Below are 14595 nucleotides of genomic sequence, written 5' to 3' on the forward strand. Positions count from 1 at the left end.
GTCGTGGACATGGCGTCGCACTATAGCCACTGTTTCCGTCCGATGTAAAGGACACCTAACGATATGTGTCGAGTCCGCTAACCGGATGAAACCTGACTCGCGCGCGAATGACTCACGAGAACTGCAGCGGTTCCTCCGCGCTCCAGCCGACTGGCTGCTCGTCGAGGTTCAGTGACAGCTGGTGCCAAACCAGCTCCACACCAGCCGGGCCGCCATCTTCAGCATCGCCGGTGCCTCCAACGGAGTTCACCATCAACTCGAACATTCCGCCGTCGGTCTCGTCGATCGGCCGGGCCAGAAGCGCCATGAACGCCTCGGCCATCTCGCACGGTTCCAGCATCCGGGGCTGCCAGCGCCCATAGACCCGCTCGTTGCCGGCGTACTCATTGGTCATTCCGGTGCGCACGAACGGCAGCAAGAGGGTGAAGCAGCTCACTAAGTCGGCGCTGCGTCCCAGATTCACCTTCAGTACCTTCGGCAGCTGCAGCACGGCCCAGTTGCTGAGCGCGTAGCCGGGCACTGCTGGACCCGGGTCGACCGCTTGGCGGGAGGACACGTAGACGATCTGGGCCGGCTCACCGGCGTACACCGCCTCGCCCGCCCACAAGTGCGTCGAGGCCAAGAAGCCGTCGACCTTGGTGTCGAGCACCAGCCGAGACTGCTCAAGGTTGTCGATGAAGTGCTGGCGCACGCGGGCTCGCCGCAGCGACGAGGATTCGCCCTCCACCTGCCGCAGCGTGCGACCCAGGTTGTAGCCCGATTCGGTGAGGCCCGAATTGCAGATGATCAGGTTCGGCGGCAGTCCGCCCATCTGGTCGATGACGTAGCTGCGGATCGCCCAGAGGTCACGCAGGTTCGTGACATCGGCCTGCACGGGAAAGGCATGCACGCCCTCGTCACGCAGCTGGGCGATGAGGTCGAAGCCGTCTTCGTAGCTGCGATGGAAATGTACGCCGACCGACTCGGCGCCGTTGAGCCCGGTGCTGAGCGCGAATGCCTGGCCGATGCCGCCGTCCTTGCCGGCACCGGTGATCAGCACACGTTTGCCCGTTACCGCGGTTCGGAACCCATCGAACCGGAATGAGTCAGTCGGTGCCGTGTAGGCCATGAGAGTGCTCCTGTGAGGTTCCGGGCTGAGGGCTGATCCGAGCGGATCAGTGGTGAGTCTGCCTCAGCGACCGGTCCACACAGGATCGCGCTTCTCAACGAAGGCCTTTGGCCCCTCGAGGAAATCCTCGGTGCCCAGGATGCTGCGGAAGTGATCCTTGGTGATTTCCCAGCCGTCATCCTCCGTGCGCGCATGGCTCTCGAGCACCACGGCGCGGCTCTCTCGCACCGCCTTCGGAGCATTTGCGATGATGCGCCCAGCCAGTGCGATGGCGGCTGGGACAACCTCACCCTCGTCGGCCATCTCGTTGACGAGCCCGAGCTGGAAGGCCCGTTCGGCCGAGATCGGGTCGCCCGTCATCGCCAGCTCCAGCGCCACATTGCGTCCCACCACCTGCGGCAGCCGGAACAGCCCGCCGGCAGCGGCCACCAGCGATCGCTTCACCTCGGGAATGCCGAAACGGGCTCGGGGCGACGCGACCACCAAATCGCACGACAGCACGATCTCCAAGCCCCCGGCCAGGGCTGCCCCGTCCACCGCTGCGATGAGCGGTTTGGTACGGGGATAGCGAGCGAGCCCGGCAAAGCCGCCCTTGTCAGTCTCGATGGGCTTCTTGGCGGCGACTGACTTTAGGTCGGCGCCGGCGCTGAACACGGTGCCTGTTCCGGCCAGGATCCCAACCCACACGTCGGGATCGGCCTCGAAGGCGTCGAGATGGGCTTCCATCTCCGAAGACACCTCGTGGCTGATTGCATTGCGGGCTTCGGGCCGGTTGAGCGTGAAGATCGCTATCCGGCCTTGTGTTTCGTAGTCAACGACCATCGCGCCAATCTAAGAGGCCGGACGGCTCATTGTCGTGGCGGAGTTCAACGGCGGATGTCGGGTGCTCCAAGGCGGGCAGCGTCAGCGGTCTGGTCGTCGGGTCGGGTCTGGCTCTCGCGCTCGGCCTCGACCCGCGCCTGGTAGTGCCAGACCTCGCGCTCGATCGTCTCAGGCGACCAGCCGAGTTCGGCGCCCATCAATTCGGCCGTGTCCTGCGCTACATCGACGCCGCGATCCCACGACTCAACTGACAGCCGGGTACGTCGGGTCAGCACGTCGTCGAGATGCAGGGCACCTTCACTGCGAACGGCATGGGTCACTTCGGCACGGAGGTAGAGGTGTCCGGGGGCCAACGGCTCACCCAAATCGCCTTGGGTGGCGACCAACTTGAGCACCTCGTCGACCTGGTCGCCGTGGCGGTCCAGCAGGTGAACAACGGTGGCGCGGCTCAAGCCCGCACGGGCGGCGATCTCGTCCTGGCGTAGACGGCGCTCTTCGTAGCCCTCGGCGCCAACGAGCGGGGTGATCGTCGTCTTGGATCGGCGCGCGGAAGCGTCGCGCCGACGATGGGGGAGCCTCGGCGGCCTTCGGCCATGGGCCGCCTCGACCTCGGCGAGTGCCAGCTCGACCGTGTCGGCTGCCATGACCCGGTACGTCGTGTACTTGCCGCCGGCCACCGAGACCAGCCCCGGTGCAACCCGGGTGATCACGTGCTCGCGGCTCAGCTTGGCTGACAGCTCGGTTTCCGAAGGGGTGTTGCCCGCGACTAGTGGTCGCAGGCCGGCATAGACGCCGCAGATGTCGTCGCGGGTGATCGGGTCGGTCAGCACGCTGTTGACACGCTCCAACAGCAGCTCGATGTCGGCACTGCTCGCTGCGGGGTGTGCGTTGTCGAGATCCCAGTCGGTGTCGGTGGTGCCGATGATCCAGCGGTTTCCCCACGGAACCACGAACAGGACGCTGGGCGGAGTCGGCACGATGAGCCCACAGTTGAGATCGATTCGTTCTGCGGGGACGAGCAGGTGGATGCCTTTCGATGCGCGGATGCGAGTCCGGGGTGTTGTCGCCTCGATCGAGTCGCGCTCGGCGAGCTGCTCGATCTGGCTGGTCCACACACCGGTGGCATTGATAACGGCGTCAGCCTCCAGCTTGAAGGTGCGGCCGGTCTCGCCGCAGTGTGCGATCACGCCCCGCACTGCGCCGTCGGTAACGAGCAGTTCCTGAACGCGGGTGGAGGTGAGGATGCGCGCCCCATGTTCTGCAGCTGTGCGAGCGATGGCAACCACGAGCCGCGCATCGTCGGTCTGGCCGTCCCAGTAGGTGATCCCTCCGCGTACGACTCCCGGGTCGAGCGCTGGTGCGAGTCGCTGTGTGCGGCGGGCGCCGAGGTGCCGGTGAGATCCGATGCTGTGTTGCCTGCGACCGGCCATCGCGCTGTAGAGCGCGATGCCTGCTCCAGTGCGAAATCGTTCCCGCCAGCCCCGACGTATCGGATAGAGGAACTCCACCGGCCGCACCAAATGGGGCGCCAGTCTTCCCAGCAGCAGCCGACGCTCGGTCAGCGATTCGAAGACCAGGCCGAATTCGAGGCGCTGCAGGTACCGCAGGCCCCCGTGGATCAGCTTCGACGAACGGCTTGAGGTGCCCGACGCGAGGTCGCGTTGCTCGAGCAGCGCCACGCTGCGGCCCCGCAGCGCGAGGTCGAGAGCGCAGCCGGCACCGGTGACACCTCCGCCGATGACGATGACGTCGACGGGGCCGCCACCGAGTTCGTCGAGCCAGGCGGCGCGCTGGGACGGGCCCAGACGACTGTCGCGGGCGCCATCGGACGCAGAGGGTTGGGTCATTGCTCGGTCGCCGCTCGATCAGCCCGGATGGATTAGGCGAACTCGTAAGCCAGGTGGCGGCGGGTGGCCCAGCCGAACAGGTTCCAGCCGAAGTCACCTCGCGTCAGATCCTCCTGGGCGATGCGCGCCCCTTCAGCGGAGATCGGGATGGCCTCGCGGGCCTTCATCTGCACTTCGGCCACCCGTTCGGCCAGCACGAACCAGCCGACGGCGTCAGCCGGGCTCGATCCGACCGTCAGCAGGCCGTGATTGGCCAGGATCGCCGTTCGGCAGTCGCCGAGGGCAGCGGCGATGCGCTTGCCGCCGTCAGTCGACAGGATCTGCACCTCTTCGTCGTCGAAGAGCACGTGGTCGTCGACGAAGCAGGTTGCTTCCTGGTTGATCGGTTCGATCATTCGGCGTTCGGCCGAGAACGGCGTGCCCCACTGGGTATGTGTATGGGCGACGGCGCCGACGTCGGGCCGTGCCTCGTGGATCGGGTGGTGGATGTGGTAGGCGCTGTTGTTGATCGGTGCTGTGCGCCCGTGCTGGTCGACGGCGGTGCCATCGGGCCCGACGAGCACCAAATCGTCGACAGTGGCCCGTTCGAAGGTCACTCCGTAGCGCAGCAGCCACATGTGATCGGCCCGCACCGGGTCACGGCAGGTGATGTGCCCGTCGCCCAGCTCGCCCCAGCGCAGCACGCCGAAGAGGCGGTATGCACGGGCCAGATCGGTGAGCAGGCGGGCCCGCTCGGCGAGCGGATCGGCCTCGAAGGGTTCGGTCGCTTCCGCAGTCAGACTGTGAGTGTTCATGTCGCGAATTCTGCCACGGGCGGCACCGTCACCGGCGTCGGCGGTGCGAACTAGCCTCGGCTATTGGCGCATGTGCGCATGATCGCGGGGTCCCATGGCCCCCGTGGATCAGCTTCGACGAACGGCTCGAGGTGCCCGACGCGAGGTCGCGTTGCTCGAGCAGCGCCACGCTGCGGCCCCGCAGCGCGAGGTCGAGAGCGCAGCCGGCACCGGTGACACCTCCGCCGATGACGATGACATCGACGCGGCCGCCACCGAGTTCGTCGAGCCAGGCGGCGCGCTGAGACGGGCCCAGACGACTGTCGCGGGCGCCATCGGACGCAGAGGGTTGGGTCATTGCTCGGTCGCCGCTCGATCAGCCCGGATGGATTAGGCGAACTCGTAAGCCAGGTGGCGGCGGGTGGCCCAGCCGAACAGGTTCCAGCCGAAGTCACCTCGCGTCAGATCCTCCTGGGCGATGCGCGCCTCTTCAGCGGAGATCGGGATGGCCTCGCGGGCCTTCATCTGCACTTCGGCCACCCGTTCGGCCAGCACGAACCAGCCGACGGCGTCAGCCGGGCTCGATCCGACCGTCAGCAGGCCGTGATTGGCCAGGATCGCCGTTCGGCAGTCGCCGAGGGCAGCGGCGATGCGCTTGCCGTCAGTCGACAGGATCTGCACCTCTTCGTCGTCGAAGAGCACGTGGTCGTCGACGAAGCAGGTTGCTTCCTGGTTGATCGGTTCGATCATTCGGCGTTCGGCCGAGAACGGCGTGCCCCACTGGGTATGTGTATGGGCGACGGCGCCGACGTCGGGCCGTGCCTCGTGGATCGGGTGGTGGATGTGGTAGGCGCTGTTGTTGATCGGTGCTGTGCGCCCGTGCTGGTCGACGGCGGTGCCATCGGGCCCGACGAGCACCAAATCGTCGACAGTGGCCCGTTCGAAGGTCACTCCGTAGCGCAGCAGCCACATGTGATCGGCCCGCACCGGGTCACGGCAGGTGATGTGCCCGTCGCCCAGCTCGCCCCAGCGCAGCACGCCGAAGAGGCGGTATGCACGGGCCAGATCGGTGAGCAGGCGGGCCCGCTCGGCGAGCGGATCGGCCTCGAAGGGTTCGGTCGCTTCCGCAGTCAGACTGTGAGTGTTCATGTCGCGAATTCTGCCACGGGCGGCACCGTCACCGTCACCGGCGTCGGCGGTGCGAACTAGCCTCGGCTATTGGCGCATGTGCGCATGATCGCGGGGTCCCATGGCAACCGTCTCATTGGATCAGCTGACGAAGAAGTACCCCAACGGGTTTGTCGCTGTCAGCGAACTTGACATCGGCATCGCTGACGGCGAGTTCCTCGTTCTTGTGGGTCCATCGGGCTGCGGCAAGTCGACGGCTTTGCGGATGGTTGCTGGTCTCGAAGAGATCAGCGACGGCGAGTTGCAGATCGACGGGCAGCGGATGAATGAGGTCGAGCCCAAAGACCGCAACATTGCGATGGTCTTCCAGAGCTACGCGCTGTATCCGCATCTGGATGTTGCCCGCAACATCGGCTTCCCGCTCAAGCTGGCCGGTGTGCCGAAGCAAGAGGCAGAAGCGAAGGTTCTCGAAGCGGCACGCCTGCTCGAACTCGAGCCGTTGCTGTCCAGCAAGCCGGCGCAGCTGTCCGGCGGTCAGCGTCAGCGTGTCGCTATGGGTCGGGCAATCGTGCGCGACCCTGCCGTGTTCCTGATGGACGAGCCGTTGTCGAACCTCGACGCCAAGCTGCGCGTCCAGATGCGGGCCGAGATCACGAGCCTCCAGCATCGGCTCGGCGCCACCACCATTTACGTCACTCACGACCAGGTCGAGGCGATGACGATGGGGGACCGCGTGGCAGTCCTGCGGGACGGACTGCTCCAACAAGTGGCAGCGCCGACAGATCTCTACGAGCAACCCGACAACTTGTTCGTTGCCGGCTTTATCGGCGCACCGGCGATGAACCTGCGCATGGCGCGCCTGTCGAGCGGAAACGATGGCTGGCAGTTGCAGCTGGGGTCCCAGACACTGGGCCTCGCGGATTCTGTGTTCGACGCACACCCCGCGCTGCGGGGTTACGACGGCGCAGAGGTCGTGGTGGGTATCCGGCCCGAGGCCATTGATGACGCATCCGTGGGGGACGCTGACGGACGTTCCCGCCTGAGGGCGGTCGTGTCTCTCACCGAAGCGCTCGGTTCGGACTTGCTGCTGCACTTCCCTCTCGATGCGCCTTCGGTGGAGGCAGGCGATCCAGACACGCTCGAAGGCATCGACGACCGGATGGTGATCGCGCGGGTGAACCCGCGAAGCACAGCGCGCCCCGGCACAACAGTCGAGCTCAGCGTCGACACCGAGAACCTGCACTTCTTCGACCCGCAGACCGAGCTGACCATCCGCACCTGACATTCCCGCCAACCCGCTCGGGGCTCTCGGGGCGCGCAACCGACCGAAGTACGGATCTAGGGCTGCCAGAGCTTGCGGTGGGGCATCGTTTCGAGGACGAGGCTGCCGAAGAGGTCGCACTCGGCGATGTGCGGATAGCCGGACAAGATAAAGGCGTCGATGCCGACATCGGAGTAGGCGTCGAGCTTCGCAGCGACCTGGTCGGGGTCGCCGACGATGGCAGCGCCGGCGCCGCTGCGGGCCCGCCCGATGCCTGTCCAGAGACCCTCTTCTGCGAAGCCTTCGTGGTCGGCGCTTTCGCGTAGCTGTGCCTGCCGCTGCACCCCGACCGAGGCGGAGTCGAGTGCCCGTGACCGGATCGCCGCCCCTGTGTCGTCGTCGAGCTGGCTCACCAGCCGCCTGGTGGCGTCGAGGGCCTCAGCGGTGGTGCGACGCACGATCACGTGCGATCGCAGGCCGAACTGCAGCTCGCGCCCGACTGCTGCTGCTCGGTCGCGCATTTCGTTGACCGTCTCGGCGACGCCCGCCACCGTGTCGGGCCACGTCAGGAAGACATCCGCTGCGACTGCAGCGGTGTGCTTGGCGTCGTCAGAGAAGCCGCCGAAATAGAACGGCGGGCAGCGTCCGCTCACCGTGCCGATGCGGGGCGGGTCGAGATGGACTGAGACGAACTCGCCGTCGAAATCGACCGGCTGGCCATCGAGCAGGGCGCGCAGCACCGTCATGTACTCGCGGGTGCGCTGGTAGCGAGGCGCTGATGGCAGCGGAGCGCCGGGCAGGTCGCTGGAGATGATGTTGATGGTCAGCCGGCCGCCGGACATCTGGTCGATGGTGGCGAGCTGGCGGGCCAGCTGTGGCGGCCACAGCTCGCCCATCCGCACCACCAGCAGCAGGTTGATGCGGCTGGTGCGTGTCGCGATGCCGGCAGCAAACGCACTGGCATCGATGCCGAGCGCGTAGCCCGACGGCAGCAAGACATTTTCGAAGCCGTTGCGTTCGGCTGCTTGGACGATGTCGGCGCAGTGCTCCCATGAGCTGGCCAAGGCGGGATCCGGCACGCCCAGAAACTCGTAGTCGTCGTCGCAGAGCGCCGAGAACCATGCAACCTCGGGCAGCGGCCGGTCGCTGGTCATGTCGCCACCGCACCGTTCAGCACCTCGTCCAGCATGACCGGCCGACCCTCGTCGATGGACCGATGGGCGGCGTGACCGATGGCAACCGACCACAACCCGTCGTCCAACGTGCTCTCGGCCGGAGTGCCGCCGATCACGGCGTCCCGAAAACGCCTCAGCTCGATGAACGAGGAGCCGTGGTGATGTCCTTCGAGTGGTGCCGTCGACGTCACTTCGCGCTCTTCGACGTTGCCGATCCAATCCCGTCCGCGCACGCCGACGCGCAGCACCGAGGAGGGCACGAACGCTTCGAGCTTCCCGTCGTCCCCGACGACGGAGATCTCCTCTTGGTTCCGGGTGGCGTCGGCGAACATGCACAGGTCGAGCAGGGCCCGGGTGCCTGAGGCGAAGTCCACGATCACGAACGCGTTGTCCAAGATGTCGGGCACCTCGCCGCCGTAGCTCTCGTCGAGGTGGTTGAGATCCTGGCCGCCGGAGGCGAGGACCCGCACCGGGTCGCTGCGAACGATCAGCCGCATGAGGTCGAAGAAGTGGCAGCACTTCTCCACCAGCGTTCCGCCCGTGTTGCGGTTGAACCGGTTCCAGTCTCGTACCTTCGGCTGGAACGGAAACCGGTGCTCGCGGATCGCGACCATGCGGACGCTGCCGACGGTGCCAGCGTGGGTCTCACGGATGAGTTCGGCGACTGGTGCGATGTAGCGGTATTCCAGGCCCACCCAGACCAGCGGAGGAGTGGTCAGCCTCTCGACGCCGTCGATGATCTTTCGGCAGTCCGCGAGTGTGGTGGCGAGCGGTTTTTCCACCAGCTGCGGCAGTCCTGTGGCCGCGATATCCAGCACGATGTCGGTGTGCAGGTGGTTCGGAGTCGCCACCAGCACCGCATCGCACGCACCAGAATCCAGCAACTCCCGGTGGTCGGCGAATCGCAGCACCTCGGAGCCGGCGCCGAGCAGTTGCTGGGCGGCATCGAGCGACGGCGTCCAGTTGTCGCACAGCGCGGAAACCTCGGCCCCGTCCAGCGCCATGACGTTGGCGATGTGTTCGCGCCCCATCATTCCGGTTCCGATGATGCCGAACCGCAGCAGTCGGCTCGATGCAGCCACGCCGTCGCTCACGGCAAGGGCACTCCCTCGGACGCCTCGACGACGTCGTAGACGTCGTTGCGGTCGAGATGGACTCTGAGTGCCGCCTGCGCCGCTGTCAGCCGGTCGATGCGCTGCGTGCCCACAATCGCGACCGGCGCAGTCGGATGCGCCAGCACGAATGCCAGACACACCGCAGCGCGGTCGACGCCCTCGCGCTCTGCGAGTCGGTCGAGCGTTTCGAGCAGCTCCGGCCGCACACCCTCACCCTCGCCTTCGCCCTCGGAAGGGAGTCGCCGGCCTGCGAGCGGGCTCTGTCGCATGAGTCGCCCGCCTGCCAGCGGGCTCCAAGCCAGTGGCACTACCCCGGCCTCGGCGCAGAGGTCGAGCGTGCCGTCGCGCATCGGATCGAGGCAGGCCGCCGAGAACTCGGGCTGGGTCGAGACGAGCGGATGGTCAAGGTGTGCCGCGAGCGCACGGGTCTGGGCTGGCGTGTAGTTCGACACGCCGACTGCGCCTACCTTGCCGCTCGCGATCAGCCCGTCCAGCGTGTCGGCAAGTTCGGCGGGGTGCGTGAACATGTCGGGCCGGTGGATTTGGTACAGATCGATCCGATCGGTTCGCAGGCGCTGCAGCGATGCGTCGCACGCCTCCCGCAGTGCCGCTGCGCCGGAGTCGTACGGGAGCGGCGGCACGATGCCCCCCTTTGTGGCGAGGACCATCTGCTCCCTTAGCTCGGGCCGGGCGTCGAGCACGGCGCCGAGGTTGGCCTCGCACGAACCGAAGCCAGTGCCTCCCCAGTCCAGGCCATAGACATCGGCGAGATCCACGAGGTTCATGCCCGAGTCCAGACCGGCTTCGACGAGCGCCGCATTGGCGCCGACATCGCTGCCGGTGAACCGCCACAGTCCCAGCGCGAGCGGTCCGACATCAGGTCCGTTGGGCCCGAGGCGCCTCGGCGTAGTCCGCACGAGCCCCGCCCGTGCATCGGAGTTCATCTTTCGTTCCTCGGCTCTGTCGTCGGTCGGATCGGGGCGCAGTCTGCCGGACCGATCCCAACTGCGTGCGCTGAACTCTCGTCGCGTCGTTGGAGGAAGGCCGTGGCGCAGCTCAGGACTTCACCGAGCCTGCCAGCAGACCCCGCACGAAGAACCGTTGCAGGCCGAAGAACACCAGCAACGGCACTCCTGCTTGGATGAACGCGCCGGCAGACAGCACATGCTCCCGCAGCCCGAATTCACCGGCCAGCGAAGCGATGCGGATGGTTGCGGGCCACGCCTCCCCGTTGGCTCCGATCATCGTGATGGCCACCAGGTAGTCGTTCCAGGTCCACAGGAACTGGAAGATGGTGAACGCCGCCAGCGCGGGCACCGACAGCGGCACCACGAGCCGCCAGAAGATCGTGACGTGTCCGGCGCCGTCGATGCGCGCTGCTTCGAACAGCTCGCCGGGCAGCGACGAGATGTAGTTGTGCAGCAGGAACACGGCGAATGGCATGGCGAACGCGGTGTGGGTGAGCCAGACGGCCGCGGCAGTGCCGGCAAGATCGAGATCGGGCAGCAATGTGAGTACGAACTCCGTACCTGGAAGGGTCCAGTGCGCGCCGCCCGCGTACAGCTGCAGCAGCGGAAGCAGCGCAACTTGGTTCGGCAGCGCCAGCAGCGAAACGAAGCCGATGAACAGCCATTCGCGGCCCTTGAACGGGATCCAGGCGAAGGCATAGGCCGCCATCGCTGCGATCGCCACCGGGATCACCGTGGCCGGAATGGCGATTGCGAACGAGTTCACCAACGCCCGCGCGAGCCCGCCTGTCTGATCGGTGCCCAGCACTTCGGTGTAGTTGGCGAACGTCCAGCCGCCCTCGGTGAACGACACCCACCATCCGCTCCCTCGCTGCGCGTCACGGGTGCGGAACGAATTCAGCAGCAGGCTGCCGGCGGGGACGCTCCACGCGATGACGAGCACAAACAGCAGCCACGACGGGATGCGGCGCAACATGCCGTAGACGAGCTTGCCGGCGCGATCCACCGGCCCGGTGCTGTGCTCGGGGGTCGTGACGCTCATGCGTCCGCTCGCTGCATGCGGCGGATGTTGAAGGCCATCGCAGGCACAACCGCCAGGAACAGCACCACCGCCAAGGCGGAGCCGAGCCCGAAGTTCAGCTCGGTGAAGGCGCGCTGCCACATCTCGTTTGCGATGACCTGTGTGCCGAAGTTGCCCGCAGTCATCACCTTCACGATGTCGTACACCTTCATGACCAGCACGATGAGGGTGGTAGCGACGACGGTGATGGTGGGCACGATGGTCGGCATCGTCACGTGCCAGAAGGTCTGCCGCTCAGTGGCGCCGTCCACCCGTGCAGCTTCGAGCAATTCGGAAGGCACGGCCTTGATGGCGGCGGACAGGATGACCATGGCGAACCCGGTCTGGATCCACACGAGCACCACCATGAGCCAGACATTGTTGAAGGGGGCTTCCTGCAGGAACAGAATGGTTCCGGCGATGTGCTCGCCGTTGGGACCCGGCACTGAACCCCCGACGCCCGGGCCCAAGAAGCGGTAGATCAGCCACAGCACCGGCACGGCGCTCACGGCGGCTCCGACGGCGAGTCCGATCTGCCGCCGCCGCAATCCGAAAGCACACAGACCCGCAAGCGCCACCGTGACAGCGCCGAGGAGGGCAACGGCCACCCATGAACCCGTCGTGCGCGGTCGCAAGCTGCCCAGCCCGGCCCAGATGGCATTCAGCACACCCGTTTGGGGCTTCTGCGGCGGCCGCGCGATGTACATGAAACGCCAGATGATGCCTGCGCCGACAAACGAGATGGCCATCGGCAAGAAGATGAGGCTCTTCGCTACCGACTCCCACCGGACCCGGTCGGCCAGCACAGCCGCGGCGAGGCCAAGTCCCGTCGAGAGCGCCGTGACTACCACCACCCACCACAGGTTGTTCATCACCGTGCCGCGCAGCGTCGAGAGCACGGCGAATGAGAGCACGAACAGCCCGATGCCGATCGGGCCGATCACTGACGGCAACGGTTCGAGCACCCTGTCCCGACGGCGCCCGGCGATCATGCCGATCAGCAGGCCGACTGCGACCAGCACGGCGGCGGCGAAGAACAAGCGGCTTGTGAAGATGTCGGCCCAGCCGCTCAGGTCGATGCTCTTCTCGTTGGTCAGGATCTCGCCGTAGTTGGCCAGGCCGACCCATTCGACCGTGCGCTCGTCGAATACCGACAAGTAGATGGTTCGGATCAGCGGGATCACCAGTCCGAGGGCCACAAACAGCACCGCCGGGCCCAAAAAGGTGACGATGCGCCCTCGCTCCTGCAGGCGTTGGCGGCTCGCGCCTGACGGCGCACCAAGCGAGCCGATCAGGGCGCCCGCAGCACCACCGACTAAGGCGCCGACTACGGCCCACTGCCAAATCGCGCTTCCCACCACGGCCCATAGCCACAATGTCGTGGAGGCCTCGGCCGACAGCAATGGCAATCCGCCGAGCACGTGATTGCCGGCGATCACCGCGCCCACAAGGGCACCAATGAGCGCGCCAGAAACGGCGAGGAAGCGCCGCCAGCGATCAACGGCGAGGTCGAACACCCAGTTCGCTCCGACGAACAGCGCAGCGCTCGCTCCGATGGCGATGACGACGCTCGCCAGTGCACCTCCCAGAGCGCCCATCGGTGCAGTCTTACAGGTGCGTCGACTGCCGTCTTGTCCTCCCGCGCGGCTAGGCCGTACGTACGCAAGCTCTCAAACTTGCTCGCAACGGCAGAGGCCGGCCCGCTGGTGCGCGGGCCGGCTTCCGGTCCGTTGTCTGGTTGTTGTTGCGCCTGATCTCGCCCGCAGCAGCGGGCAAAGCCTCAGGCGTCAGTGCTGGCTATTGAGGCCAGGAAGCGTCGATTGCAGCGAAGGCCTCGGCGACCGACTTGTCACCGTTCACCGCGCTGGTGCCCTCCGACCAGAAGGTACCTGCACCGACAGCTGCCGGCATGAGGTCGGAGCCGTCGAACCGGGCCGGGCTGGCCGTCTGCAGGATCGACACGAATGATTGCTCGAGGTCGTTGTAGAGGCCGAGATCCTGATCCAGATTCGCCGACAGGAAGCCGGACTGGCCGCCGCCCTTTCGAGCTGACTGCGCAGCCTGGCGGGCGTTGGCGTACTCGGCGCTGCCGAAGAACTCCATTACAGCCCACACCTCAGGAGCGTCACGGAAAGCCGAGACGTAGGTGCCTGCAGTCAGAACCGGACGGTTGCCCTTGGCTGCGACAGCCGGGAAGTAGAACACGTCGACATCCTGGCCCGGGCCGATGCTGGTGCCTTCGGGCAGGAATGAGGCGAAGAACGAAGCCTGACGGTGCATGGCGCAGTCACCGGCAACCAGCGGCTCGCCGTTGTCGCCGAACGGCGTCGCAGCGATCGAACCGCCGGCGGCGTACACCGCTCCCGGCGCGTTCCACAGTTCGAGCACGGTCTCAGCGACTCCCACGATGCGCGGGTCGGCAAATCCGACCTCGCCGGCGACCCACTGGTCGTAGACGTTCTCGTCCTCGATGCGCAGCACGAGGTCTTCCATCCAGTCGGTGAAGGCCCAGCCGGTCGCGGGACCGGACTCGATGCCGACGCACCACGGCGTGACGCCGTCGGCGATCATCTGGAACGACAGGGCGCCGATCTCCAGAAACGACTCAGGCACCGAATAGCCGCCGCTTTCGAAGATCGAGGTGTTGTACCAGACGATCGACTTCAGGTCGGTCTTATTGGGGACGCCGTAGAGGGTGCCGCCAAAGGTGACGGTGTCCAGCGAGCCCGCAGGCCACTGCGCCGCGACCGCGGCCTTCACGTCGTCGGGTACAGCCAGGATGTAGTTCTCTGCAGCGAAGTCGCCGACCTTGCCGGGCTGCGGGAAGACCGCAATGTCCGGCGGGTTGCCACCGGCTGCCTGAGCGTTGATCTGGTCGGAGAAGTCGCGGGCGCCGGTGTAGACGATCTCGATGCCTGACTCGGCAGCGAAGACGTCAAGAGCGTCCTGCAGTGCGCCGGCCTCTTCATCGCTCGACTCGGGGCCGTAGACCGTCACCTTGGTTCCCGCGAGCGGGTCCGCTTCGGTGGTCGTCGGCGCGGGTGTCGTGGCCGCAGGCGCCGCGGTGGTAGCGGCGGCTTCGTCGGTGCCGTCGTCATCGCTGCCGCACGCCGCTGCAATGAGCCCAAATGCCAGTGCGATCGCCCAGAGCCGCGCTCCGCGGCGCCGGGTCGGTTTGGTGTTGTGATCTTTCATGCGTGTTCCTCCCTGAAGGGTCGCAAGACGATGAGCCTGTCCATGTTGCAAGCGCTTGCAGTCACCGTGGCCGAAGCATAGCGCGACGGCTCAACGCGCAAGACGGCCGTGGTCATGCCGTAGCACCGGCTGCACCGCACTGG

The 14595-nt window shown here is 66.5% G+C and carries 12 protein-coding genes and 2 pseudogenes; 1 reads left to right on the plus strand and 13 read right to left on the minus strand.

From position 1 onward, the window contains the following. Window positions 1–112 precede the first annotated feature (112 nt). From ACOQPH_RS18090 to ACOQPH_RS18115, 6 genes and pseudogenes are all read right to left on the minus strand, one after another. Window positions 113–1108, minus strand: a complete 996-nt coding sequence (locus tag ACOQPH_RS18090) for an SDR family NAD(P)-dependent oxidoreductase (RefSeq protein WP_420622699.1) — start codon at window positions 1106–1108, stop codon at window positions 113–115. 63 nt (window positions 1109–1171) lie between these two features. Continuing rightward, window positions 1172–1930 carry a crotonase/enoyl-CoA hydratase family protein gene (locus tag ACOQPH_RS18095; protein WP_420622700.1) on the minus strand — a complete coding sequence of 253 codons (759 nt, stop codon included), beginning with the start codon at window positions 1928–1930 and terminating at the stop codon, window positions 1172–1174. Between the two features lie 44 nt (window positions 1931–1974). Continuing rightward, complete coding sequence (locus tag ACOQPH_RS18100; protein WP_420622701.1) at window positions 1975–3777, minus strand: FAD-dependent oxidoreductase; 1803 nt, start codon at window positions 3775–3777, stop codon at window positions 1975–1977. A 32-nt stretch (window positions 3778–3809) separates the two neighbouring features. Further along, window positions 3810–4571, minus strand: coding sequence for a class II aldolase/adducin family protein (locus tag ACOQPH_RS18105; RefSeq protein ID WP_420622702.1), 762 nt, complete (start codon window positions 4569–4571; stop codon window positions 3810–3812). 97 nt (window positions 4572–4668) lie between these two features. Then, a pseudogene (locus ACOQPH_RS18110) lies at window positions 4669–4908 on the minus strand (FAD-dependent oxidoreductase); the annotation flags it as partial. Between the two features lie 32 nt (window positions 4909–4940). Continuing rightward, window positions 4941–5699 carry a class II aldolase/adducin family protein gene (locus ACOQPH_RS18115; protein ID WP_420622703.1) on the minus strand — a complete coding sequence of 253 codons (759 nt, stop codon included), beginning with the start codon at window positions 5697–5699 and terminating at the stop codon, window positions 4941–4943. 100 nt (window positions 5700–5799) lie between these two features. Here ACOQPH_RS18115 and ACOQPH_RS18120 point away from each other — a divergent pair, with 100 nt between their 5' ends. Continuing rightward, the gene (locus ACOQPH_RS18120) at window positions 5800–6960 is read left to right on the plus strand and encodes an ABC transporter ATP-binding protein (protein ID WP_420622704.1); all 1161 of its coding nucleotides are present in this window, start codon (window positions 5800–5802) and stop codon (window positions 6958–6960) included. 56 nt (window positions 6961–7016) lie between these two features. Here the strand turns inward: ACOQPH_RS18120 and ACOQPH_RS18125 are convergent, their stop codons facing one another. The 7 genes and pseudogenes from ACOQPH_RS18125 to ACOQPH_RS18155 form a co-directional block, all read right to left on the minus strand. After that, window positions 7017–8093: an LLM class flavin-dependent oxidoreductase gene (locus ACOQPH_RS18125; RefSeq protein ID WP_420622705.1), complete on the minus strand. Its 1077-nt coding sequence runs from the start codon at window positions 8091–8093 to the stop codon at window positions 7017–7019. Then, complete coding sequence (locus ACOQPH_RS18130) at window positions 8090–9208, minus strand: Gfo/Idh/MocA family protein (RefSeq protein ID WP_420622706.1); 1119 nt, start codon at window positions 9206–9208, stop codon at window positions 8090–8092. Before ACOQPH_RS18130 ends, ACOQPH_RS18125 begins: the two co-directional genes overlap by 4 nt. Then, on the minus strand, window positions 9205–10173 hold the full coding sequence (locus ACOQPH_RS18135; RefSeq protein ID WP_420622707.1) for an aldo/keto reductase: 969 nt from the start codon (window positions 10171–10173) through the stop codon (window positions 9205–9207). Before ACOQPH_RS18135 ends, ACOQPH_RS18130 begins: the two co-directional genes overlap by 4 nt. Before the next feature lie 112 nt (window positions 10174–10285). After that, the gene (locus tag ACOQPH_RS18140) at window positions 10286–11239 is read right to left on the minus strand and encodes a carbohydrate ABC transporter permease (RefSeq protein ID WP_420622708.1); all 954 of its coding nucleotides are present in this window, start codon (window positions 11237–11239) and stop codon (window positions 10286–10288) included. Then, window positions 11236–11865, minus strand: a complete 630-nt coding sequence (locus ACOQPH_RS18145) for a carbohydrate ABC transporter permease (protein WP_420624386.1) — start codon at window positions 11863–11865, stop codon at window positions 11236–11238. The genes ACOQPH_RS18140 and ACOQPH_RS18145 overlap by 4 nt, the downstream gene beginning before the upstream one ends. Window positions 11866–11895: 30 nt before the next feature. Then, a pseudogene (locus tag ACOQPH_RS18150) lies at window positions 11896–12114 on the minus strand (hypothetical protein); the annotation flags it as partial. 940 nt (window positions 12115–13054) lie between these two features. Next, a complete protein-coding gene (locus ACOQPH_RS18155) occupies window positions 13055–14452 on the minus strand; it encodes an ABC transporter substrate-binding protein (RefSeq protein ID WP_420622709.1) in 1398 nt (465 codons plus the stop codon). Window positions 14453–14595 lie beyond the last annotated feature (143 nt).

The organism is Candidatus Poriferisodalis sp. (genome assembly GCF_965221945.1).
Taxonomy (GTDB): domain Bacteria; phylum Actinomycetota; class Acidimicrobiia; order Acidimicrobiales; family Poriferisodalaceae; genus Poriferisodalis.

Coding starts and splice junctions, on each gene's coding strand:
- ACOQPH_RS18155 (WP_420622709.1), bottom strand. CDS start 14,452: ATGAAAGATCACAACACCAAACCGACCCGGCGCCGCGGAGCGCGGCTC.
- ACOQPH_RS18120 (WP_420622704.1), top strand. CDS start 5,800: ATGGCAACCGTCTCATTGGATCAGCTGACGAAGAAGTACCCCAACGGG.
- ACOQPH_RS18095 (WP_420622700.1), bottom strand. CDS start 1,930: ATGGTCGTTGACTACGAAACACAAGGCCGGATAGCGATCTTCACGCTC.
- ACOQPH_RS18135 (WP_420622707.1), bottom strand. CDS start 10,173: ATGAACTCCGATGCACGGGCGGGGCTCGTGCGGACTACGCCGAGGCGC.
- ACOQPH_RS18105 (WP_420622702.1), bottom strand. CDS start 4,571: ATGAACACTCACAGTCTGACTGCGGAAGCGACCGAACCCTTCGAGGCC.
- ACOQPH_RS18100 (WP_420622701.1), bottom strand. CDS start 3,777: ATGACCCAACCCTCTGCGTCCGATGGCGCCCGCGACAGTCGTCTGGGC.
- ACOQPH_RS18140 (WP_420622708.1), bottom strand. CDS start 11,239: ATGAGCGTCACGACCCCCGAGCACAGCACCGGGCCGGTGGATCGCGCC.
- ACOQPH_RS18090 (WP_420622699.1), bottom strand. CDS start 1,108: ATGGCCTACACGGCACCGACTGACTCATTCCGGTTCGATGGGTTCCGA.
- ACOQPH_RS18125 (WP_420622705.1), bottom strand. CDS start 8,093: ATGACCAGCGACCGGCCGCTGCCCGAGGTTGCATGGTTCTCGGCGCTC.
- ACOQPH_RS18115 (WP_420622703.1), bottom strand. CDS start 5,699: ATGAACACTCACAGTCTGACTGCGGAAGCGACCGAACCCTTCGAGGCC.